Here is a 24,207-nt window from a genome sequence, read left to right as displayed (position 1 = left end):
GCACGAATGCGGCCACTCGCGGTTGCTCGTAGCTACGGGTGGCGGCGCTGCAGGGACGCGGTTCATGCGGTTTCCACCGGCTTGAGTTTTCCGGCGACAGCCGGAGCGGGTGCGCGCCGACGCTGCGGGCTCTTGGCGATACGATCGAAGAAGAGATAAACCACCGGCGTGGTGAAGAGCGTCAGCACCTGGCTGACCAGCAGGCCGCCGACCATCACGAGACCCAGCGGCTGGCGCAGCTCCGCGCCGGAACCGGTCGACAACATGAGCGGCAACGCGCCGAAGAGCGCCGCCAGCGTGGTCATGAGGATCGGACGGAAGCGCAGCAACGCCGCCTGGTGAATGGCATCGCGCGGCGACAAGCCCTGCTGGCGCGTGGCCTCGAGGGCAAAGTCCACCATCATGATGCCGTTTTTCTTCACGAGGCCGATGAGCAGCACGATGCCGATGATCGCGATCATGTCCAGGGGCCGGCCCGTAATCCACAGCGCGAGCAGCGCGCCGACCGTCGCCGACGGCAGCGTCGAGAGAATCGTGATCGGATGGATGCTGCTCTCGTAGAGGATGCCGAGCACGATGTACATCGTGACGACGGCCGCGAGGACGAGCAGGAGTGTGCTCGAGAGCGACGCCCGAAACGCGTGCGCCGCGCCCTGGAACCGCATCTCGACGGCCGGCGGCAGCGCGAGTTCGGTGGCGGAGCGTTCAATCGCCTTCACCGCGTCGCCAAGGGACGCACGCGATCCGAGGTTGAAGGATATCGTCACCGCGGGGAACTGGCCGACGTGATTAATCAGGAGCGTCGTGGGCCGCTCGCTCACCCGCGCGATGCTGGACAGCGGCACCGGGCGGCCGCCGCGCGTGCGGACAAAAATGCTCGTCAGCGCCTGCGGCCCGACCGCGAGCTTGGGGTCCACCTCGAGCACGACGCGGTACTGGCTCGCCTGGGTGAAGAGCGTGGAAATCTGCCGCTGGCCGAAGGCGCTGTAGAGCGCGTCGTCAATGTCGGCGACCGACACGCCGAGCCGGCTGGCGGCGTCGCGATCAATTTCCAGGAAGGCCTGCAGGCCCTCGTTCTGCAGATCGCTCGCCACGTCGGCCAGCTGCGGGAGGCCCTGCAGGTGCTCGACGAGTTGCGGCACCCACTCGTAGAGGAGCTTTTCGTCGGGGCTCGTCAGCGTGAACTGGAATTGCGTGCGGCTCACGCGATCCTCGATCGTGAGCTCCTGCACCGGCTGCAGATAAACGGTGATGCCCGGAACGCTGCGCGCCTGTTCGCGCATCCGCTCGATGATCTTCAACGCCGAGTCACTGCGTTCGCCATGCGGCTTGAGATTGATCAGCATGCGCCCGCTGTTGAGCGTGGCGTTGGTGCCGTCGACGCCGATGAAGGACGACAAACTCGAGACCGCCGGATCCTCGAGGAGCTTCGCCGCCAGCGCCTGCTGGCGCTCCGCCATCGCGGAAAACGAAATCGACTGCGGGGCCTCGGTCACGGCTTGGATGGCCGCGTTGTCCTGCACGGGGAAAAAGCCCTTCGGCACGACGAGATACAGCGCCGCCGTCAGCGCCATCGTGCCGACCGTCACGAGCAGCGTGAGCTTCTGATGTCGCAGCACCCAGTCGAGCCACACGCCGTAGCGCGCGATCACCTTGTCGAGCAGCCCCGCCTTGGTCTCCGCCTTGTGCTCCGGCAGCATGCGCGCGCACATCATCGGCGTGAGCGTCAGCGACACGACGAGCGAAATCAGAATCGAGACCGCCAGCGTGATCGCGAACTCGTGGAACAGCCGCCCGACCACCTCGCCCATGAACAGCAGCGGGATCAGCACGGCGATGAGCGACACCGTCAGCGACACCAGCGTGAAACCGATTTGCGAGGCGCCCTTGAGCGCCGCCTCCATCGGCGAGTGGCCGAGTTCGCGGTAGCGCGCGATGTTTTCCAACATCACGATCGCATCGTCGACGACGAAACCGGTCGCGATGGTCAGCGCCATCAGCGTGAGAATGTTCAGCGAGTAACCCGCGAGGTACATCACGCCAAACGTGCCCACGAGCGACAGCGGCACCGCGATGCTGGGAATGACCGTGGCCGCAAAGTTGCGGAGGAACAGGAACGTCACGAGCACCACGAGACCAATCGCGAAAATCAGCTCGTGCTGCACCGAACGCACCGAGGCGCGAATGCTCTGCGTGCGATCCGTCAACACGGCCAAATCGACGGCCGCGGGCAGGCTCGATCCCAGTTGCGGCAGGAGCGCCTGCACCCGATCCACGACTTCGATCACGTTGGCGCCGGGCTGGCGCTGCACGTTGATAAGCACCGCGGGCAGGTTGTCGGTCCACGCCGCGAGCCGCCGATCCTCGGCGGCGTTCACAATCGTGGCGACATCACCGAGCCGCAGCGGGGCGCCATTGCGCCACGCGATGATCAGATTGCGGTACTCCTCGACCGAGCGGAGCTGGTCGTTGGCGTCCATCAGCACGGTGCGGGCCGGGCCGTCGAACGTCCCCTTGGGACCGTTGACGCTGGCCGCGCCGATCGCGGTGCGCACATCGGAGAGATTCAGACCGCGCTGGGCGAGTTCGCCGGGATTGACCTGAATGCGCACGGCCGGACGCTGGCCGCCGGCGAGGCTCACCATGCCGACGCCCGGAATCTGGGCGAGTTTCTGCGCGACGCGCGTATCCACCAAGTCATGCACCTGCGGCAGCGGCAGCGTGGCCGACGTCACCGCGATGGTCATGATCGGGGTGTCGGCCGGATTCACCTTGCGGTAGATCGGCGGCACCGGGAGATCGTTCGGCAGGAGATTGTCGGCAGCGTTGATGGCGGCCTGCACTTCCTGTTCGGCCACGCCCATCGAAACCTGCAGGGCGAACTGGAGCGTGATGACCGAGGCGCCGCCGGAACTGGACGACGACATTTGGTTCACGCCGGGGATCTGGCCGAAACGCCGTTCCAACGGCGCCGTGACCGAGCTCGCCATCACGGTCGGGCTCGCGCCCGGATAGAACGTGAAGATCTGGATCGTCGGGAAATCGACCTGCGGCAGCGCCGAAACCGGCAGGAGCCGGTAGGCGATGATGCCCGACAGCAGCAGCGCGACCATCAGCAGGCTGGTCGCGACGGGCCGGAGAATGAAGAGACGAGAGGGACTCATTTGTCCTTCTTGGCTTTCTCGCCGCGCTTGCCCTTCTCCCCTTTCTCGCCGCCCTTGCCGCTCTTGGCCGCGGGCGCGGACTCGTCGCCGACGAGCACGACAATCCGGCCTTCGCGCAGACGATCCACGCCCTCGGTAACGACCAGTTCGCCGGCCTCGAGGCCTTTCGTGATCGATTGATTGGGGCCGTCGGACGGCCCGAGCACGACATCGCGCACCGTCGCCTTCAACTCGGCGTTGGCGACGTACACATAGGTGCCGCGCGAACCGAACTGCACCGCCTGCGCCGGCACCACGAGGGCGTCCGGCAGCGTGCGCACGCGGAGCCGGACATTCACGAACTGATTCGGGAAGAGCGATTCGTCGGCGTTGGGAAACTCGGCCTTCAATCGCAGCGTGCCGGTGGAAAGATCAATCTGGTTGTCGACGGTCTTGAGCACGCCGGTCGCGAGCTGTTTCGCGTCGTTGCGATCCCAGGCTTCGACGACGAGTTCGTTGCCCGCGCGCAGCGGCTCGACCACTTTCTGCAGGTCATTCTCGGGCACGGTAAACAGCACGGCGATCGGGCGCGTCTGCGTGATCACCACCAGGCCGTTGGCATCGCCGGGACGCACGAGATTGCCCACATCCATCTGCCGCAAGCCCAGCCGGCCCGCGATGGGCGCCTCGACCTTGGTGTAGGCGAGCTGGCGGCGCGCGTCGTCGACCAGCGCCTGCTCCGCGGCGACCGCGCCTTCGCGTTCGACCACCAGCGACTGCTGCGTGTCGAGTTGCTGCTGGGTGACGAGATTTTGGGCGTGCAACTGCTTGAAGCGCTCCAAGTCCGCCTTCGCGGTATTGAGCTGCGCCTGATTCTGGCGCTGCTGGGCCTCCATCTGGGACAGGCGAATCTTGTACGGCAGCGGATCGATCTCGGCGAGCAGCTGGCCTTGCGTGACCTGCTGGCCTTCCTCGAAGGCCACCCGCAGCAACTGGCCTTCCACGCGGCTGCGCACGGACACGATGTTCAGCGGTACGACCGTGCCGATGGCGCGGAGCTGGACCGCCAGGGTGGTCTTGCGGGCGGCTTCGGCCCGCACCGGAATGGCGGCGTTGCTCTTCCGGCTGGAACGAAAGCTCATGCCACCCGTCGGCTTGGGCACCTCCGCCCGGAACCCGAAATACCAGACGCCGGCGGCGAAAATCAGCGCGACCAGGCCATACAGAAACCAGCGACGACGGGCGGGAGGAGGGTGTGACATGTCAGAAATGGGAAATCCCGCGGGCGCACTGCCCGTGGTGGACGGCCAGACGACCACGTTGCCCAAACCGTTGCTAGGATTTTCCGACGAACTTTCGTGTCCACCCGATCCGGGAGCCAACGGGCGCCGGCGTCGCAGCCACGCTCCGCGCCCTCCGGCCAAGCCGGTTTACCGCCGGCCCGAGACACTCGCGTCGACCTCAATCTCGAAGAGCAGGTCGTCGCGGCACACAATGGCGTGGGTGTTGACCACCGGCATCGCCTGCAGATCGCGTTCGGCGCACCAGGCCGCGAAGAACGCCAGATACTGCGGATCGCGGTAGTAGGCGGTCGCGCGCGTGACATCGCTGAAGTTCATGGCCCGGGACTGGAGGATCGCGCCCACGACTTCCATCGTGAGGTCGATCTGTTTCTTCGGATTGCCGACCCAGGCGGTCTTGCCGCCGGGATGAATACTCGCCGTGCCGGAAATCGAGAGCCAGCGCCAGTCGCCCGACTGCACTTCCATCGCCCGCGCAAACGCACTGCCATAAGCGGGCGCCGGGCATTGCAGCGGCGAACCGATTTCGCGGGCGGACGCCGAGACATCGAGCGGCCGCATCGCGCGCGCCGCGACGACCAGCGCCGATCCGGCGGGGTTGCGCGCTCCGATGCCGGTGCTGGCCGGCAGCGAACCCGTGCGCCACTTCACGTCGTTGTACAGCGCCGTGCGCACGCGGTTGAACTCACCGTACCACGAGAGAATGTCCTCGTTGTAGAACCACGTCCGGACCACGTCGCGCAGCGCAAACCCCGCGCGGTCCAACGCACATTCCAGGTTACCGAACATCTGTTGCACCTGGGCCGGCGGCCGCAGCGAGATGGCGTTCGGCCCGAGTCCGCCGAGCAGGCAATGCCGGGCGCCGGCATCCTCGTACACCGACGCCACAATCCGGCTGCCGAGCTGGATGCGGGTCACCGGCCGGCCACTCACCGCGAAAGCCTGCACCCCGGCGAGGATCGAGCCGTCGCAGCTGGCACACTCGACCCAGGTGACCGGCCAGGCGCTCGCACCCAGGGCCGACGTCATCGCCCGTTCCACCTCGTCGCGCGCTGCGATCGATCCGTACAGCATGAGACTCAACAGATCCGCCTCGGACGCAGCCAGCTGGCCCGCCAGACGGTGAAACACGGCCGCCACGGGTTCGCCGGGTCGCGGCCGCTCCGTCACGATAAACTCCGGCGACAGCTTCGTCGCGCCCGATGCCAGGACTCCGGTCTGCGCTGACACCCGGCCTGTTCCGGATGCCGCCAACGCGAGTTGCGGTGAAGTCATGGGCCCGCAGACGACAGGTCGGCGTCGGCGTTACGGCCCGTTTCAAATCGGCCGGCCCAAGGACCCGGTAGCACGCGGGCGCATGCGGCCCATTAGAAGTGATGCAATGGCGCGATTGTTGGTAGCGGCGGACTCACGACGGCGTCACTGCCGGGGACGCACGCCTCCCGCGCGCCGCAGCGATTTGGACTTACACTCATGTTCAGCTTCGCGCTCCATCACCTCACGTGGCTTCGGATTCCGTTTCGGGTCTCGTTCTGGTGGTTTTGGGTTTTCGCCCTCGCCGCGGCCGCCTGGACGCATCGCGCCCACGCCGCCGCCGTGGTGCCGGCGGCCAATCCGTACGAGCGCACCGTTGCCGCCGCGCCCCGGACGAGCCTCGACCGGGCTGTCTTCGCGCAATTGCAGCGCCTGGGCCTGGAACCCGCCCGCGAGTGCAGCGACGCCGTGTTCGTGCGTCGGGTCTTCATCGATGTCATCGGCACGCTCCCCACCGCAGCCGAAACGCGGCAGTTTCTCCAGAGCAAGGATCCCGCCAAGCGCACCGCGCTGATCGACGCGCTGCTCGCGCGCGATGAGTTCACGGATTTCTGGTCAATGAAGTGGAGCGAACTGCTGCGCGTGAAAGCGGAGTTCCCGATCAATCTCTGGCCGAACGCCGCCCAGGCGTATCACCGGTGGATCTATACCGCGGTGCGCGACAACCTGCCGTACGATCAGTTCGCGCGCACGCTCCTCACGTCGAACGGCAGCAACTTTCGCGACGGGCCGGTGAATTTCTACCGGGCGATGCAGAGCAAGGAACCCGACGCCATCGCGCGCACCGTCGCCCTGACCTTCATGGGCGTGCGCGCTGAAAAGTGGTCCGAGCGCCAGCGGGCGGACCTGGCGGTCTTTTTCTCCTGCCTCAGCCGCAAGGGCACGGGCGAGTGGAAAGAAGAGATCGTTACCTTCGATGCCGGCAAGGCGGCCGCGCTCGCCCCGGAGTGTCTGGTATTTCCCGACGGCCAACCGGCGAAACTCCCGGCCGGACGCGACCCGCGCGCGGTGTTTGCCGACTGGCTGATCACGCCGGAGAATCCGTGGTTCACCCGCGCGATCGCGAATCGCGTGTGGTCCTGGTTCCTGGGCCGCGGCGTCGTGCACGAGGCTGACGACTTCCGGCCCGACAATCCGCCGGCCAACGCGGAACTCCTCGCCGCGCTCGAGCGCGAACTCGTGGCCGCCCGCTATGACCTCAAGCGCCTTTTCCGACTGATCCTCACCTCGGCGACGTATCAGTTTTCCTCGATCGCGCGGAGCGAGGGGGCCGTGGCCGAGGCGAACTTCGCGGCTTATCCGCTGCGCCGGCTCGACGCCGAAGTGCTGATCGACGCGCTCAACCAGATCAGCGGCACAACGGAGAAATACACCAGCGCGATCCCGGAGCCGTTCACCTTCATCCCCGAGGATCAACGTTCCATCGCCCTGCCGGACGGCAGCATCACGAGCGCGTTTCTCGAGACCTTTGGCCGGCCCGGCCGCGACACCGGTCTCGAATCCGAGCGCAACAATCGCGTCACCGCCCCGCAACGCCTGCACCTCCTGAACTCGACGCACGTGCGGCGGAAGATCGAGCAGGGCCCGAAAATCCAGGCGTTGCTGCGCGCGCGCACCGGCCCGCGCAAGGTGATCGACAGTCTCTACTACACCATCCTCTCCCGGCCACCCACCGAACCGGAACGCGCGACCGTCCTCGCCCACGCGAAGGCGCCCGGCATGGACGCCCGCACGGCCGCGCAGGATCTCGCATGGGCCTTGGTGAACAGCGCCGAATTTCTGTACCGGCATTAGGTTTCGCGACTTCAACCGCCCCGACCATGAACCTCCATCACAGCTCCGATCCTCGCCTTTGGAACCTCGAATCGGAACTGCGGATGTTTGCCCTCGATGACCCGCGCATGACGCGCCGGTCCGCCCTCCGTCTCGGCCTGCTGGGCGGCGCCGGCGCGCTGCTCGGTGCGGCGGGCCTGATGCAGGCCGCGCCCGCGCCCCGCGTCCCGGTGGTCGCAGCGCCCCAACCCCGCGCGAAATCCGTCATCCAGATCTGGCTCTGGGGCGGTCCGTGCCATCTGGATACATTTGATCCGAAGCCCACCGCCGGCAGCGACTACGCGGGCCCGCTGACCAATCCGATCGGGACCAATGTCGCCGGGATGCAAATCTGCGAACTCCTCCCGCTCCTCGCGAAGCAGTCGGACAAGTACGCTCTCATTCGCAGCATGAGCCACGGTAGCAACGCGCACGAAACCGCGGCCTACACCGTGCAGACCGGCCGGGCCTCCGGCGGGCGCGACGTCTTTCCCGGCGTCGGCGCCGTCGTCTCGCTCTTCAAGGGTTACGACGCCGGTTACAAGGGTCTCCTGCCGCCCTATATTGTGCTGACGGAGCTGCAGGGCCGCTTTTCCGAGTCGGGTTTCCTCGGTCCGCGCTACAAGCCGTTCGCCACCGGCGGCGATCCCGGCGCGCCTCGCTTCCTCGTCGAGGGCGTCGTCGCCCCCGGACTGAGCGAGGAACGCCAGCGGGCGCGGCGGGAACTGTTGCACCAACTCAACACGCTCGAGCGTGCGACGTCCCGCGGCGATCCGCGGCTCGCGGCCTTCGGTCAGTGCGAACAGGATGCGTACGAGATGATTCTCGGCGATGCCGGGAAGGTCTTCGAGCTCGCGCAGGAGAAGGACGACGTCCGCGAAAAATACGGGCGCAACACCTTCGGCCAGTCGTGCCTCATGGCGCGGCGGCTGGTCGAGCGCGGCGTGCCGTATGTGACGATCAACTACAAGGGCTGGGACACGCACAAGCAGCATTTCCCGATCATGCGCCGCAAGCTGCCTGAGCTCGACCGCGGCGTGGCGACGTTGCTCGAGGATCTGTCGGCCCGGGGATTGTTGGAAAACACCGTGGTGTGGGTGGGCGGCGAATTCGGCCGCACGCCAAAGGTGCTGTGGGAGGCGCCGTGGAACGGCGGTCGCGGCCACTACGGCAAGGTGTTCTCCGCGCTCGTGGCCGGCGGCGGCTTCAAGGGCGGTCACGTCGTCGGTGCGTCCGACGCGCGCGGCGAGGAAGTGAAGGATCGGCCGGTGCACCCCTGCGATCTCATCGGCAGCATGTACGAATTGCTCGGCATCGATCCCGAGGCGCGACTGCCGCATCCCGAGGGTCTCGACGTGCGCGCCATCCCGTCGGTGGCGGCCGACGTGAAACGCGGCGGCCGGCTCAGCGAAATCATGTGACCGCTCACCCTCATGAACTCCACCTCCTGGCGGATCCGTTTCGGGCGCCGTGCAGCCACCACGACGCTGATGATCGTGTGGCCGTGGCTGTTCGGCGCCTCGGGCCGCGCCGCGCCTAACATCGGTTACGCCTATCCCGCGGGCGGACAGCGTGGCACCACGCTGGTCGTCTCCGTCGGCGGTCAGTCTCTCGCCGGCGCCAACGCCGCCTACTTCTCGCTGCCGGGCGTGAAGACGAAAGTAGTGAGCTACGATCGCCCGCTGACGCAGAAGGAGGTCAACGACGCCCGCGAAAAGCAAACCGAGTTGCAGGAGAAACGGACGGCGTCGAAAGCGACGGCCACCGACACCAAGCCGGGTGCGACGCGGCCGGAATGGACGGCCGACGACGAGGCGAAGCTGGAAGAACTCCGGATGCTGCTCGCGAAACGGCCCACCCGGCTCGCCACGCCCGCCATTGCGGAGACCGTGCTGCTCCTTGTCACGCTGCCCGCCGAAGCGGCCCCGGGCGACTATGAGTTTCGCGTCCGCTCGACCACCGGACTTTCCAATCCGCTCGTGTTTCAAGTCAGTGATCTCCCTGAAACCACCGAACTGGTCGTGACCGGTTCCACCACTCCCCCGCCCTCACCCGCGGCGCGCGAGGCGGCGTTGCGCAGTCCCGCGAAGAAGTCAGCGCGCACCGTCACGCTTCCCACCGTGGTCAACGGCCAAATCATGCCGGGCGAGGTCGATCGCATCCGCTTTGTCGCGCGCAAAGGCCAGAAACTCACGCTCGCGACCAGCGCGCGCACCTTGATTCCGTATCTGGCCGACGCGGTGCCGGGCTGGTTTCAAGCCACCCTGGCGCTCTATGATCCGCAGGGACGCGAGGTCGCATACGACGACGACTACCGTTTCAACCCGGATCCCGTCATCGCCTGCACGATCCCCGTCGACGGCGAGTACACGGTCGAGATCAAGGATTCGATTTTTCGCGGCCGCGAAGATTTCGTCTACCGCATCGTGATGGGCGAACTGCCCTTTCTCACCGGCATCTTTCCACTCGGCAGCGCCCCGCAGGCCACGACGACCTTCGATCTCGACGGCTGGAATCTGCCGTCCGATCACATGACGATCCCCGCGGAGAACCGGCCGGCCGGCACCTTTCTGCTGGCCGTGCGCAACGGCGGCCGGCTCTCCAATCCGGTGCGCTTTGCCATCGATCACCAGGCCGAGACGCTGGAAACGGCCAAAGCCAACAACTGCCGCGAGGAGGCGCAGGCGCTGGCGTTACCCGCCATCGTCAACGGTCGAATCGAGACGCCTGACGACATCGACACCTTCGTCTTCGACGGCCGGGCCGGACAGGAAATCGTCGCCGAAGTATTCGCCCGCCGCCTGCAATCGCCGCTGGATTCCGTGATCGAGCTGACCGACGCCACCGGCCGGAGCCTGGCGCTCAACGACGATGCGGACGACAAGGGCGCGGGCCTCATCACGCATCATGCCGACTCGCGGATCGCGTTCACGCTGCCGGCCGACGGGAAGTATTTTCTCCGCCTCACCGATGCCCAGCATCGGGGCAGCCGGGACTTTGCGTACCGATTGAAAGTGGGCGCGCCACAGCCGGACTTCGAGTTGCGGGTGGTGCCGTCGACCTTGAACGTCCGCGCCGGCGCCAGCGTGCCAGTCACCGTGTTCGCGCTGCGCCGTGATGGTTTCAAGGGCGAGATCGTCCTCGGGCTGAAGGATGCACCGCGCGGTTTCAGCCTGAGCGGCGCGCGGATTCCACCGGGTGTGGATCAGGTGCGGATGACGCTCACCGCGCCCGCGACTCCGCTCGAGGAACCGTGCGGACTGCGGCTGATCGGACGCGGCGGGCCGGCCGAGCAGCCGGTGTTTCACAGCGCGACGCCGGCTGACGACATGATGCAGGCGTTTCTGTACCGTCACCTTGTCACCGCCCGCGAACTCAAGATCAACGTCTCCGGCCGCGGCAGCACGCTGCGTCCGGCGAACTCCACGCCGTTGCGTCTCACCGCCGGCGGCGAAGCCCGTCTCCAATTCAGCTATCCCGGGGCCCGTGGCTTGAACAAGGTGCACGTCGAGCTGAGCGAGCCGCCGGCTGGCGTATCCATAAAACGGACGAACCTGACGCGCGACGGCTTCGAGGTGGTTATCGCATGCGACGCCGCCTCGGCAAAAACCGGGATCGAGGGCAATCTGATCCTCAATGCGTTCGGCGAGCGCGGCGCGCCCAAGGCGGGCAAACAACCGCAGCGCGCACCGCTGGCCACCGCGCCGGCGATCCCGTTCGAGATTGTCGCTCCGCCCCCGCGCTCGACGTAAACGCGCGCTCGGTCACTTCGCCGCGCGGTGCGCCACGAGCCGTCGCGCCATGGCCACGGCGTTCGCAAAACTCGTCGCGCGCGCCACGCCCTTGCCGGCGATACCGAACGCCGTGCCGTGATCCGGGCTCGTGCGCACGTGGGGCAGGCCGAGCGTCACGTTCACCGCCTCGTCAAAATCGATCACTTTGAGCGGCGCGAGGCCCTGATCGTGATACAGCGCGATCACGACATCGAACTCGCCGCGCAGCGCGCGCGCGAAGAGGGTGTCACCCGGCTCGCAGCGCGACAGCCCGGGATGCTCCGCGCGCAGGCGTTCGAGTTCCGGATTCAACAAGTCACGCTCCTCGTGTCCAAGCAGCCCGCCCTCGCCCGCATGCGGATTCAGTCCGCACACGCCGATCCGGGGTGTCGCAATACCCTCGGCCTGGCACAAATCGCGGGCCGCCGCAATCGTGCGCGCCAGCAGGTGAGGTCCCAACAATCCGGGCACATCGTGCAACGGCACATGCCATGTCGCCAGCACCACCCGGAGTTTTCCTCCGCTGAAAGCCATCACGGGCTCTCCGCCCCAGCGTGCGGCAAAAAACTCTGTTTGCCCCGGGAACGGATAGCCGACGGCCGCGAGCCGCTCCTTGCTGACGGATCCCGTGACCACGCCCGCGAATTCGCCCGCCGCGCAACCGGCCGCGGCCCGCTCCATCGCGGCCCACGCCAGCAGCGCGCCGTCGCCCGTCGGCTGCCCCGGCGTGAGCTCGAAATCATCAAGCCCGATCGGAACCTTCAGCGCGCCGGTATCCAGATTCTGGAGCCATCGCGCCGGTCCGAGCACCGCCACGTCGCGCGCCGCGTCGCGATGAGCCGCGAGCCAGCTCGCAATGATTTCAGGCCCGACACCAGCGGGGTCGCCGCAGGTCAGGGCCAGCGGTTTCGCAAGGGCGGAGGAGACGGGATTGAACGCGACCACTAGGCTTGATCGGCTTGTGGTTCGTCCGCGCGCCGCTCGCGGCGGGCCCGGGCGAAACCGCGTTTGCCGCCGGCAAAGAACTCGAGGAAGCGACGGGCCTCGGGCGTTTCGAACGCGTTTGCCGCCAGGCGCTGGCCGGCGACTTCGCGGATGTTGCCGGACGTGAAATACACGTCCTTGAACGCCGACTTCAGCTCCGCAATGGCGGCGCGACTGAAGCCACGACGGCGCAGGCCGACGGCATTGAAGCCGATGACATCGTCGCGATCCGCGACCATGGTGAAGTGCGGGACATCGCGCGTGATCGACGCGTGACCGGCCACCATCACGCTTTCGCCAATGCGGCAGAACTGGTGCACCGCCGCGCCGCCGCCGAGAAACGTATGCTCGCCGACGCTGACGTGGCCGGCCAGGAGGGCGGCGTTGGCGAGCACCGCATGATTGGCGACCTCGCAATCGTGGGCGACATGACTCGCCGCCATCAGAAAACAGTTCGCACCGACGACGGTGGCCTTCCCGGGATAGATGGAACGGTTGATCGTCACGTGTTCGCGCAGCACGGTGCCCGCCCCGATCCGAACGCCCGTCGCGCTCGCGCGGTCGAATTTCAAGTACTGCGGATCCCCGCCGATGACGCAGAACGGATGCACCACGACGCGGTCGCCCAGCACACAGTGCTTGGTGACGACGGCGTAGGCCATCACTTCAACGTCGGCGCCCAGTTGCGCGCCGGACTCGACGATCGCGGTCGGATGAATCGTGGGCATGGCGTCAGTTCTTCGCCCGGCGCGCCGGTGCCGCTCCGCGCTCCGACAACAGGTCGAGCTGCGTTTCCTTGAGCAGATCGTAGTTCTTGAGAATGCGCATGACCTGCAGCGTGTCGCTCTTCGTGTAGTTCTGGTTGATTTCCACCTTGTCCAGCAGGTCGAGCAGCATGGCGCGAAAAGAAATGATCGCGTCGACGCCGCGCGCCTTCAACAACTCCACGCTCTGCGAGCGAAACGGCTCGGCGGTGGGCAAGCTCGGCAGCACAAGAATGCGCAGCGGCGCGCCGCCGGCCTCGTCGGCGGGATCAACCGGAAAGAGCCGCGAGGCCTCCTTCAGGACATTCTCCTCGAGGAAACGAAAAATCTCCGGCGTGCTCTTCAGCATCGTCGGCGTGAAGACGCCCGAGTGCCAGCCCTTGACCGCAACGATCGCCTTCTGGACGTAGGGCAGTTCGCTCGAGAACAGAAAGAAATCCGGCTTCCGCGCCCCGCGCTGCCAGGTTGGGTTGAGCACGAACAGATCGATTTCCTCCTCGGCGATCTTGCGGCGCGACTGCACCTGATACTTGCGCGCCTGACGCACGAGAAATCCGTTTTGTTCGAAATATTCCCGAACGATGCCTTCGTCGATGGCGGACATGAGTGCGTGATGAAGGGAGCAAGGAGACGGGCGAAGGGCAATGCACTTCTCCCCGCCTGGACCAAGCGCTGGCTACATGGCGCCGACTTCGCGGAAGCTCGCCTCGACGTGAGCCAGCGGTACGTCGCTTTGCGTCGCGGCCCCGCCCAGCGACTTCATCACGACAAACCTCAGGCCGCCCGCACGCACCTTTTTGTCGCGCGTCATGGCGGCGAGGAGATCCGACCAGGCGAGCGGAGTGTTGAGCCGGACCGGGAGCCGATGCGCCGCCACCACCCGTTCCACCCGCGCGACGTCGGCCGGCGCGATGTAACCAAGTTTCTGCGACAACCGCGCCGCCGCGCACAGCCCGATGGCCACCGCCTCGCCGTGCAGGTACGAGCCGTAGCCGGCGATGTTCTCGATCGCGTGACCAAACGTGTGGCCGAGGTTCAGCAGGGCGCGTCCGCCTTCCTTCGCCGTCTCGCGTTCGTCAGCCTCGACGATCCGCGCCTTCAACGCACAGCAGCGGCGGATTACGGCGGCGAGTTCCGAAGCGGACGCCGTCAGCGGTTTCGTCTCGAGCTGATCGAACAGGGCCAGGTCTCCGAGCAGGCCGTACTTGATGACTTCCGCCATCCCGGCCGCGAACTCCCGCGGTGGCAGCGTGGCGAGCAGACCCGTTGCGATATAGACCGCGCGCGGCTGATGAAACGCGCCCACGAGGTTCTTGCCGGCGGCGATGTTGATGCCCGTTTTGCCGCCGACCGAGCTGTCGACCATCGAGAGCAGCGTCGTGGGCACTTGGTGGCAATCGATGCCGCGCAACCACGCCGCCGCCGCAAATCCGCCCAAGTCACCGATGACGCCGCCGCCGACCGCGAAGAGCACGCCGCCCCGATCCAGTTTCGCCTCGGCGAGAAAATCGAGCACGCGGCCAAAGCCGGCCAGCGATTTGGCGCCTTCGCCAGGTTCTACCGCGAGCAGCGGCGCTCCGTCGAACACCGCCGTCAGGGTTGCCGCCTGCGCTCGGGCAAGATTGGCATCAGTCAGGACGGCAATGCGGCGACCAACGGCGGTCAGCCGGGCTACTTCCGCACGAATCTCCACGGCAAGATCCGCCCCGAAGTGAATCACATAGCTTCGCTCGCCCAGATTGACGGTAAGGGTTTCGGCCATGCCCGGTTAAACGAACGGCTCAACGCCACGTCGAGGAGAACTTCCTCGTCGGCGCACGACCGCGGCCTGCGGCAATTGATGGAAAGACCGCACTTTTTGGTCAAAACCCGCAGTTTGTGGCTTGCTTAATAGAGACTAGGTCTCAATACCAATTGGCCATGCCACTCTCGCCGTGCTCATTTCGGTCCGCCCAGTGCGCCGCGCTCATCGCGCTGGCGGCGGCGGCTGGAATTGCCCGGGTGGAGACGGCTACCACCGGCCAAACGAACGCACGGCAACCGAGCGTCGAGCGCGACCATTCGAACGACCGCACGGCGGGCTGGTCGTTCTTCCACCTGGCTGCGCGCACGTCGGCCCCGTGGCTGCAACGGGCGGCCGCGTTTGCCGCTTGGATCGTAGGCGGCAAGGAACCGAACGTGACCGAAACTGGAGTTGGCCGCGCTCCCGATCCCGCGACCGCTGCAGCACTCGCTGCGAGCCCCACTTGGGCATGGGCACCAGCCATCCCGGTCTCGGACGTGCGTCCGGTGCAAGCGTCTTTCACGTTTTCGCTCTGTACCGTGATTCACGCCCTGCCCTTCGCCGTCGGCCCTCCGCGGCTCGACCGCAGCCTCCCCCGTTTCGCGGCCGGCACCCTGGTGCCCGGCGACAACGCCGCAAATGGAGTTACCGTCTCGGTTGTCGCCCCTGACGAGGACTCGTCGCTTGCGCGCTTAGCGCGCCCGTCTTTCCCGCACCCCCAAGGGGTCGGATTCGTTTCACTTCCCGGACCTGGCTTTGCCCTGCGCGGCACTCCGTCCCGTCCCTCCCGCTGTGCCTTGACGCCGCTCCGCGCGTCCACGCACCGCTCCGCCCTTTACTCGTCATGAACACCCACGTCTCCCGTTCCACACTGTTCCGACTCACGCTCGCGTCCGCTGCCGCGCTCGCCGCCGTCACCTTTGCTGCTGGAGCCGACTCGAACTCGACTCCTGCGTCGGCCGCGGCCGAGGACCTGATCCCTCTGGACCGTTTTGAAGTTGTGGGCACGCGTCCGCACACCACGGATACGACCACGCTCAAGCTGCCCACGACCGTGCTCGACACCCCGCGCAGCGTGACGGTGTTCGACGCCTCCCGGCTCCGGGAGCAGGACATCCAGACTGGAGGCGATCTGCTCTTTTGGGTGCCGGGTCTCAACACTAACGGCGCCGTGCAGGAGAGTTATCACTTCTACGCGCGCGGTTACCGGATGGCGCCCAACGACTGGCGCGTCGATGGTTTCGCCGGCCGCGTGACCGGTGGCAGCTACAATCCGAATCTGTTCGGCGTCGAACAGGTCAGCATCCTCAAAGGTCCGGCCGGCCTGCTTTACGGTTCCAGCGGGCTGCCCGGCGGGATGATCAATCTCGTTTCCAAACGCCCGCGCGAGACGGCGGCGACCACCGTCGAGACCCGCATCCGCACCTTCGGCGGAGGCGAAGTCGGACTGGGTGAACGCTGGAGTCACGAAGTCGAGTTCGACATCACCGGCGCCGTCACGCCCGAAGGCCGCCTGCTCTATCGGGCGCTCGCGAGCGTCGAACGCAGCGCGCTGGCCGCGAGCAGTCCCGCCGATGACAACCAGTTCTACCGGCTTGCGCTCACCTACAAACTGGACGCCGCGGGCCGCTTCCAGCTCACGCCGTCGTTCGAGTGGAGCCGCGAGGATCGCGCGCAGCGCGCAGCGGGGATTTCGCCGTCATCGTCGCGCACCACGGCGGACGGGCGCACGGACTACACGCTGAGCGACGCCTCGCCGCGCACCGTCAATCTCGCCGCTGGCGGTCGCCTCGACACCAACCGCACTTGGGGAGCGGACTTGGCCGCTCTATTCACGTCGTCGTGGCGCGCGGCCGTCGGCTTCCGCCAGGTCGATCGCGACTACACCAACGACGCCTACGCCATCAACTCCGCCACGCTGCGCCAGACCAACGCCGCTGATCCGCGGAGCTGGGTCGTCTCGCGCCGCCACTCCCGCGCCGCGAACACTTACGCGGTCACGTCGCTCGACGCGAACACCACCTACGAATTCATCCCCGCCGAACGCGTCCGCAGCCTCCTGCAAGTGGGAGTGAACGCTCGTCGCAACAAGAACACCGCGGCCAGCTCCGGCAACGGCAGCGATCAATCGCCGATCAATCTCTACTCGGGCTTCGTGGCGCCTGCGGACGGTCTCGTGGCCAACGCGCCCGCGCTGGTCGCCGGCAACGCGACGGACGCCTTCGCCTGGAACGCCTACGGGCAAAGCCAGAACGAGGTATTCGAACGGTGGATTCTCACCGCCGGCTTTGGCTATTCCCGCGAAACCACTAAGTCGACCACGCCCGCCGGAATCTCGACGCGCGCTCCGGCCCGCAGCAGCGACGTCACGCCGAACGCCTCGCTCGTCTACAAGCTCACGCGGCGCGTCTCGCTCTACACGAGCTACTCGAATTCGTTCACGCTGCCGGACGGCACGCTCGAGGACGCGCAGGGCCGGCGCGGCACGTTTTCGCCCACGCAGGGCGACAACTACGAGATCGGCGCGAAGGCGTCGTTCTGGGGCAATCTGCTCGCCGCCAGTTTCACGCTCTTCGACACCTCGCTGAACGGCGTGCTCGTGCAGTCGCAGGCCGATGAACTCAACGCAAATGGAACGCGTTTCTACCGCCAGCTCGACAACGGTCGCAAATCCCGGGGCGCCGAAACCGAATTCACCGTCAGTCCGCTGCCCGCGTGGGACACGACTTTCACCTATGCCTACATCGACGCCTTCGATCGCGGCGCCACCGCTGCGCGGCCCAATACGCCGGCGGAAATGACACCCCGTCACGCCGTCAGCGCGTATTCGCGTTATGCGATTCGCACCGGCCCGCTCACCGGCCTGAGTGCGCGCTTCGGTGTCATCTGGCAGGGGCCTCGCTGGGCCGCATCGCAAACGCCCGCCGCGCCCGATCCGCTGCGGCTCGATGCCTTCCACCGTTTCGATGCCGGCCTCGGCTACCAGGTGCGCGGCTGGCGCGTCGCCCTGAACGTCGAGAATCTCACCAACGGTTACTACTTGCTCGCCGGCTCGACGGGCGTCGCCTTCAGCCCCTCGAACCCGCGCTCCTACGCCCTGCGCGTATCCCGTTCCTGGTGACGCCGGGTACTTGGGACCGCGACCGCCCCCGGTCGCACCCAAAGCGTCCCACCAAACTCCACCCGCACGCATTCGAATCAATCTTCCTCCCCCCCTCGCGATGCCCTTCCCTCGTTCCCTCTTTCCCGCTCTCGCGATCGCCCTGGCCGTCACACTCTCGCTGCGCGCCGCACCGGCAACCGAACCCCCGGTCGCACCCCCGCCGGTGCAGCTCCCCGCCTTCCAGGTCGAGGCCGAGGCGGAAAAGGATCACTTCATCCAAGGCCCCTTCCTGCCCGACGTACAGGGCACCAAGGTCAACGTCGGCAAGAAGACCACGATCCTCGACTTCGATCGCCTGCCGCGCATTAACGGCAACAACTACCGCCAGGCACTCAGCGACGCGCCGGGCCTCATCCTCAGCGAGGAAACCTCCCCGCTCGTAAGCATCGGCTATCGCGGACTGCAACCGCACCGCGCGCAGTTCACCCAGGTGATGAAGGACGGCATTCCGATTCACGCCGATCCCTTCGGGTATCCTGAAGCCTACTACACGCCGCCGTTGGACACAGTCGATCGCATCGAATTCATGCGCGGCGGCGCGGCGCTGGTGTACGGGCCGCAACCGGGAGGAGCGCTCAACTACGTCACGCACCGCCCCCGTACCGACGTCGGGCTCGGCGGCAGCACGCTGCACACTTTCGGCAGTGACGGCTACTACTCGTCCTTCAGCTACCTCGACGGCACCACCGGCCCGCTCGGGTACTACGGCTACTACAATCACCGCGAATCGGACGGCATCCGGTCGGCCAACAGCGACTACCGCCTCGACGCCTTCACCGGCCGCCTCACCTGGGCCCAGACGACGGCATCGCGCGTGATCCTTACGCTCGAAACCTACGCGGAGGAACACGGCGAGCCCGGCGGGCTGACGTTCGCGACCGGACCCGGCACGATCAACTACGGCACTCAGCGCGAAACGCCATCCCGCCTCTTCGACCGCTTCACCCTCGACCGCCAGGCGGCGTCACTCGTGTGGGAGCGCGACTTCGCGCGCGGCACCTTCGTCGGCCGCCTGTGGGCCATCGACTACACGCGCGCGAGCCGGCGTCAGGGCGGCGGCGGTTTCGGCACGCTGCCCACCGGCGCGGCCGCCCAGACCAACACGATCGAACGCCAGCAGTTCAACCAGCTCGGCGCCGAGGCGCGCGCCCGCCTCGACTGGGGTCAGGCCGAGCGCCACGTCTTCACCGCCGGCGCCCTCTATCTCCACGGCAATTCGCCCCGGACGGATTCACGCGGCGCAACGCCCGACGCCGACAACGGCGAGCTCCGCATCAAAACACAGCGCGCCACGCGTTACCTGCCGATCTTCGCGGAAAACCTCTTCCGGTTCGGCGACTTCAGCGTCACGCCCGGCCTGCGGCTCGAACTTATCGAGCAGCGCGTCCGCGAACGCTTCAATGCCGCGCGTGTGACGACCCCGCTGCAGCAACGCACCGCCCGGGCCACTGTTCCCCTCGCCGGCTTTGGCGCGGCGTACGATCTCGGTCGCGGTCGCGACCAGCTCTACTTCAATGTGTCCCAGAGTTACCGCCCGATCGTATTCACCGACGCCGTGCCGAATGCCGCCACGACGATCGTCAACGCCGACCTCGCCGAGAGCCACGCGCTGCAGTTTGAGGCGGGCTACCGCGGCGAACCGGCACCGGGACTCGTCCTCGACGCGAGCGTCTTCCACCTCGCTTTCGACGATCAGATTGGCAGCACGACGCTGCCGGGCGGACTCACCTCGGTGGCCAATCTGGGCCGCGCCGTGCATCGTGGCGCCGAGCTCAGCGTGCGTTACGATCTGCTCGCCCGCCGCGCCGGATCCACGCGCGATCCCGACCGCGCAACCCTCAACGTCTTCGCCAATACCCTGATCCTCGATGCGGCGTTCACCGCCGGCGCCAATCGCGACCGCACACCGCAGTACGCCCCGCGCCACGTCGTCCGCACCGGCCTCGCCTACACCCGCGGCGCAGGCCTGAAACTCGCGCTGACCGGGACGCTCTCGGCCGACAGTTTTGCCGACGACAACAACACCGCCCAGCGTTACGTCCCCTCGTATGCCGTCTGGGATCTCACGGCCGAGTGGCGCGTCCCCGGCTTTCCGATACGCCTCGTCGGGGGCGTCAACAACGTGCTCGACGAGGACTACTACAACCGGATCCGCCCCGACGGGATCGACCCCGCCCCGGGCCGCAAGGTCTACCTGGGCGTCGCGTTTGAGTTCTAAATTCACCTTGTCGCCGCTAACCTAACCGTTCTCCTCCGCGTCCCTCCCCTCGTCATGAGTTTTCGCCGCACCCTCTTTTGGATTCACCTCGTTGCCGGTCTGATTTCCGGCCTCGCGATCGCTATCATGTGCTTCACGGGCACCATGCTCGCGTTCGAGAAGGATTTCATCGCCTGGGCGGAGCGCGATGCGCGGCAGATCGCAACGCCACCGGCCGGCGCCACGCGGTTGCCGCTCGCGGAACTGCAGGCACGGCTGCGCGCCGCGCAACCCGAAGCCCGGCCGAACAGTCTCGTCGTCCAGAACGATCCCCTTGCCGCCGTCGCGTTCACGATCGGCCGGACTGGCGGATTCTACCTCAATCCCTACACCGGCGATGTGCGCCAGCCGCGGTCAACGGGCATGGTCACGTTCATGCGCGTGATGACAGAGTGGCACCGCTATCTGGGCCTGCAGGGCGCGGAGAGCAGGCCGGTCGGGAAACTGATCAACGGCATCTGCAACCTCGCGTTCTGCGCCCTGGCGATCACCGGCCTCTACCTCTGGATGCCGCGCCGCTGGTCGTGGCGCGCGCTCCGGCCCGTCGTGTGGTTCCGGCAAAACGAGTCGGCCCGTGCCCGGGATTTCAACTGGCACAACGCGATCGGATTCTGGACCGCGCCCGTGCTGATCGTGCTCACCCTCACCGCCGTGCCCATTTCGTTCCGCTGGGGCGGCAATCTGATCAACACGCTCACCGGCACCGCCGTCCCCGTGCAGGGCGCGGGCGGGCGTGGCGGTCCTCCAGGCCAGGAGCCCGCGGCGGCGGTCCCAGCTCCGGCCGCGGGCGCAGCGCCACTGAGCCTGGATGCACTCTTGGCGGGCGTGCAGCGGACGGTGCCCGATTGGAAGACGATCACCGTGCGGCTCGCGAACACGGAGCCGAATGCCAATGCGGGCGCGCGCAGCGCAAACGGAGAAGGCCGGCGGGACGCCGGCGCTCCCGTGCGGACAGCGGCGGCAGCAACCTTCACCGTGCGCGAATCGACCTCGTGGCCGCGGACCGCGACGTCGACGCTCACGGTCGATCCGTTCTCGGGCGCGGTTCTGCGTCGTACCGGCTATCCCGAGATGAACGCCGCACAGCAGGTCCGATCCTGGACGCGTTTCCTGCACACCGGCGAAGCGCTCGGCTGGGGCGGTCAATTCATCGCCGGCCTCGCCTGCCTCGGTGGACTTTTTCTGGTCTACACGGGTTTCGCGCTGTCGTGGCGGCGCTTTTTTGGACGCAAGCCGGTTGCGCCGGACGCGGCCGCTCGGGTCCGCCCGGATGCGGATCCCGCGGTGGCGTGCACTCCGCGCTGATTTCGCGCATCGCGGCCAGCGTTCACGGTCGACACTCCAGCGCGGTCGACTTGTATCAACTTCGCCATGTCCGGTGCCCTTGCCAAACTTCTGTGTCTGGGACTTCTCGTGCTCGCGCCGGCCTGCCAGCAGCTGCCGGCGCCAGCGGTAACGCCGCCGCCCGCGGCGGTGACCGCGACTCCAGCGAGCGGATACGCCGCGGTGGCACCCGTGGTGTCACCAGAATCCCGGTACGTCTTCGGCTGGGGCGAGATTCCCGCCGCGGTCGCGAAACCCCGCGGCGGCAGCACCCAGGGCACCGCGGTCACGCTGGCCCCGGCGCAACCGCTGCCGCTGGCGTCGATCGCCGCGGCGGGAGATGCGTTCAACCGCGATCGCGCGGCCATCCTTGCGCTCGCTGGCGACTACCGCACGAGTTTCCATTTCATGGAGTCGCTCGGCCTGACGACCGACTACCACCCGGCTCGCTCGTATCACTCGTGGGCCACCGAACACATCCGCGTGATTACGGACACCGGCCGCTTCATCAGCCTGCAGCACACGCTGGTGATGTTCTTCTCGAATCCGAACGGCTCGGCCTCGGCGCCCATGCTGACCAAGCACTGGCGGCAGGACTGGACTTACGAGGACCCGGATCTCCACACCTTTCGCGGTGACGCCACGTGGGCGCGACGCCGGCCTTCGCCGGCCGAGGCGAGCGGCGCCTGGTCGCAGGCCGTGTTTCAAGTCGACGACTCGCCCCGCTACGAGGCGCTCGGACGCTGGGAGCACGCGGGCAACTTGTCGGTCTGGACCAGCGAGCGTGCGTGGCGTCCGCTCCCGCGCCGCGAGCACAGCGTGCGCAAGGATTACGATGTGATGGAGGGCGCGCATCGCATCGTCCTCACGCCCACCGGCTGGCTGCACGAGCAGAACAACTGGAAACGCGTCGCCGGCGAGAGCGTGAGCACGCCACGCTACGTCGCCGCGGAAATCGGCCTCGACCGGTATGAGCGCATCACGGCGCCCAGCCTCGCGGCGGCGGACGAATACTGGAAGAAGACGGGAGCATACTGGGCGCTGGTCCGCCGGGTGTGGACGGAGGAATTTGCGCGCCGCGAACGCTTCACGCTGCAACCGAAATTCCAGGATAAGGCGCTCTTCGAACATCATTTCGCCTACGCGGAGAAACTGGCCGAGGGACAGCCGTTCGACGCCGCCGACGCCGAGCGTCACACGCGGGCCACGTTGACGGGATTCCTCGGCGGACCGCCCGCCCGCTAGCCGCATCATCCGCCGGTCACCCGGCTCGTGCGGTGCTTCTGTCGATACGCGTACGGGCTCTCGCCGGTCTCCCGTCGAAACGCCACGCTGAGGTAGCTCGCGTTGTCGAAGCCGGCAAGTTCCGCCACGATACCGATCGATACTTCGCTTTCGACGAGCAGATGGCGCGCGCGCTCGATCTTTTGCCGCATGATTTCGCGGTGCGGTGAATGGCCGAGCGCCGCCTTGAACTTTCTTTCGAGCAGGGTCCGGGACATCGGTACGGCACTCAGGACGTCGCTGACATCGATGCCGTCGCCCACGTGCTCGCGGATGAAACGCAGGGCCTTCGCCACCCGTGCGTCCGACACGGATACGGCGTCGGTCGACTGGCGTTCCACCACGCGGACCGGCGCGACATACCGGGTCTGGGAGCGTGGGCGTCCGCCGCGCATCATCCGGGCGAGCATTTCCGCCGCCTCGTAACCGGTGCGGCGGGCGTTCGGCTGCACGCTGCTCAGCGGCGGCGTGCAGAGATCGCAGCGCACTTCGTCGTTATCGACGCCCAGCACCGCGATTTCATCCGGGACGGCCCAGCCGCGCAGTTGGCAGGCCTCGAGGATCTGCTGCGCCCGGCCGTCGTAGCAGGCGAAGACACCCAGCGGTCGCGGCAGCCTTGCCAGCCAGTCCGCGATCGCGCGGATCTCCGCGTCGGAGCCCGGCTGCTTCGCCGCGCGGCGTCCGTCCTCGAACACCGCGCACGTCCGTCCGGTGCCGGCGACGGCCCGGCGAAACGCCTCGCCACGTTGCCGCGCCCAGAGGAATTGCGCCGCGCCAAAATAGGCGAAGGCCTTGAACCCTTTCGCGAGCAGGTGCTCGGCCGCCAGCTGCGCGACCGCGGTGTTGTCGACGCTCACGCGGGGAAACTCCGACGCGAAACGCTCCGCGCTCACGTCGACCACCGGCAGCCGCGTGCGCCGGAGCGCGGCCGCAATCGCCGGTGAATCGACGCGGGCAATGATGCCATCGCCCGCCCACTCCGGCAGCCACGACGGCAGTGGCGCCAGCCGGGCCTGCTCGGTGAATCGAATCGCCCAGCGATCACCCGCGCGCGTCCAGTCGCGGACGCCGTAGAGCAGGTCGCGGCCGTAGCGATTCGACGTCTCGATCAGCAGCGCGACCTTGAACGTCGGGGAACGCGCGTCGGGCCCGCCACCGGGACTGAGGTGCAGGCGGGACGCCTGCGCTCCCGTGGTCGTTTTCACCGCCGCAGCCAGCGCGGACCTGTGCAAGAAATCAAAAGAAATGTGTGGATCTTTGTTACCACTCCCACGCTGCCATCTGTTACCATCATCGTTTCCCTCAT

At 67.1% G+C, this 24,207-nt stretch carries 15 protein-coding genes; 7 read left to right on the top strand and 8 right to left on the bottom strand.

Annotation, left to right across the window (positions count from 1 at the left end; all coding sequences use genetic code 11):
* Nucleotides 1–62 precede the first annotated feature (62 nt).
* The 3 genes from ACLJEU_RS07500 to ACLJEU_RS07490 form a co-directional block, all read right to left on the bottom strand.
* Nucleotides 63–3,164: an MdtB/MuxB family multidrug efflux RND transporter permease subunit gene (locus ACLJEU_RS07500; protein ID WP_414661986.1), complete on the bottom strand. Its 3,102-nt coding sequence runs from the start codon at nt 3,162–3,164 to the stop codon at nt 63–65.
* Nucleotides 3,161–4,405, bottom strand: coding sequence for an MdtA/MuxA family multidrug efflux RND transporter periplasmic adaptor subunit (locus ACLJEU_RS07495; protein ID WP_414661985.1), 1,245 nt, complete (start codon nt 4,403–4,405; stop codon nt 3,161–3,163). Before ACLJEU_RS07495 ends, ACLJEU_RS07500 begins: the two co-directional genes overlap by 4 nt.
* 168 nt (nt 4,406–4,573) lie before the next feature.
* On the bottom strand, nt 4,574–5,719 hold the full coding sequence (locus tag ACLJEU_RS07490) for a RidA family protein (protein ID WP_414661984.1): 1,146 nt from the start codon (nt 5,717–5,719) through the stop codon (nt 4,574–4,576).
* Between the two features lie 198 nt (nt 5,720–5,917).
* Between ACLJEU_RS07490 and ACLJEU_RS07485 the strand changes: the two genes are divergently transcribed.
* The 3 genes from ACLJEU_RS07485 to ACLJEU_RS07475 are packed head-to-tail and all read left to right on the top strand — an operon-like array spanning nt 5,918 to nt 11,322.
* The gene (locus ACLJEU_RS07485; RefSeq protein WP_414661983.1) at nt 5,918–7,552 is read left to right on the top strand and encodes a DUF1553 domain-containing protein; all 1,635 of its coding nucleotides are present in this window, start codon (nt 5,918–5,920) and stop codon (nt 7,550–7,552) included.
* 26 nt (nt 7,553–7,578) lie between these two features.
* Nucleotides 7,579–8,991: a DUF1501 domain-containing protein gene (locus ACLJEU_RS07480; protein ID WP_414661982.1), complete on the top strand. Its 1,413-nt coding sequence runs from the start codon at nt 7,579–7,581 to the stop codon at nt 8,989–8,991.
* A gap of 12 nt (nt 8,992–9,003) precedes the next feature.
* Nucleotides 9,004–11,322, top strand: coding sequence for a PPC domain-containing protein (locus ACLJEU_RS07475; protein ID WP_414661981.1), 2,319 nt, complete (start codon nt 9,004–9,006; stop codon nt 11,320–11,322).
* A 12-nt stretch (nt 11,323–11,334) separates the two neighbouring features.
* Here the strand turns inward: ACLJEU_RS07475 and pdxA are convergent, their stop codons facing one another.
* The 4 genes from pdxA to aroB all read right to left on the bottom strand — a co-directional run bounded on the left by pdxA (nt 11,335) and on the right by aroB (nt 14,853).
* On the bottom strand, nt 11,335–12,288 hold the full coding sequence (gene pdxA, locus ACLJEU_RS07470) for a 4-hydroxythreonine-4-phosphate dehydrogenase PdxA (protein WP_414661980.1): 954 nt from the start codon (nt 12,286–12,288) through the stop codon (nt 11,335–11,337).
* Entirely contained in the window at nt 12,288–13,055 is a 768-nt protein-coding gene (gene lpxA, locus ACLJEU_RS07465; RefSeq protein ID WP_414661979.1) for an acyl-ACP--UDP-N-acetylglucosamine O-acyltransferase, read from the bottom strand. Before lpxA ends, pdxA begins: the two co-directional genes overlap by 1 nt.
* 4 nt (nt 13,056–13,059) lie before the next feature.
* Nucleotides 13,060–13,695 (bottom strand): hypothetical protein, encoded by a 636-nt coding sequence (locus tag ACLJEU_RS07460; RefSeq protein ID WP_414661978.1) that lies wholly within the window; start codon nt 13,693–13,695, stop codon nt 13,060–13,062.
* Between the two features lie 72 nt (nt 13,696–13,767).
* Nucleotides 13,768–14,853 carry a 3-dehydroquinate synthase gene (gene aroB / locus ACLJEU_RS07455; RefSeq protein WP_414661977.1) on the bottom strand — a complete coding sequence of 362 codons (1,086 nt, stop codon included), beginning with the start codon at nt 14,851–14,853 and terminating at the stop codon, nt 13,768–13,770.
* Nucleotides 14,854–15,718: 865 nt separating this feature from the next.
* Between aroB and ACLJEU_RS07450 the strand changes: the two genes are divergently transcribed.
* From ACLJEU_RS07450 to ACLJEU_RS07435, 4 genes are all read left to right on the top strand, one after another.
* Nucleotides 15,719–17,995 (top strand): TonB-dependent siderophore receptor, encoded by a 2,277-nt coding sequence (locus ACLJEU_RS07450; protein ID WP_414661976.1) that lies wholly within the window; start codon nt 15,719–15,721, stop codon nt 17,993–17,995.
* 100 nt (nt 17,996–18,095) lie between these two features.
* Entirely contained in the window at nt 18,096–20,255 is a 2,160-nt protein-coding gene (locus tag ACLJEU_RS07445; protein ID WP_414661975.1) for a TonB-dependent receptor family protein, read from the top strand.
* 54 nt (nt 20,256–20,309) lie between these two features.
* A complete protein-coding gene (locus ACLJEU_RS07440) occupies nt 20,310–21,599 on the top strand; it encodes a PepSY-associated TM helix domain-containing protein (RefSeq protein WP_414661974.1) in 1,290 nt (429 codons plus the stop codon).
* A gap of 66 nt (nt 21,600–21,665) precedes the next feature.
* Nucleotides 21,666–22,862 (top strand): DUF6607 family protein, encoded by a 1,197-nt coding sequence (locus ACLJEU_RS07435; RefSeq protein ID WP_414661973.1) that lies wholly within the window; start codon nt 21,666–21,668, stop codon nt 22,860–22,862.
* Between the two features lie 5 nt (nt 22,863–22,867).
* On the opposite strand, the gene ACLJEU_RS07430 is transcribed toward ACLJEU_RS07435, so the two are convergent.
* Complete coding sequence (locus ACLJEU_RS07430) at nt 22,868–24,133, bottom strand: AraC family transcriptional regulator (protein ID WP_414661972.1); 1,266 nt, start codon at nt 24,131–24,133, stop codon at nt 22,868–22,870.
* Between the last annotated feature and the right edge of the window lie 74 nt (nt 24,134–24,207).

Origin of the sequence: Terrisphaera buseokensis (assembly GCF_047521145.2) — a bacterium.
GTDB lineage: Bacteria > Verrucomicrobiota > Verrucomicrobiia > Opitutales > Opitutaceae > ER46.
Note: the sequence above shows the minus strand (reverse complement) of the source record. Positions and strands in the feature narration are given on the sequence as shown.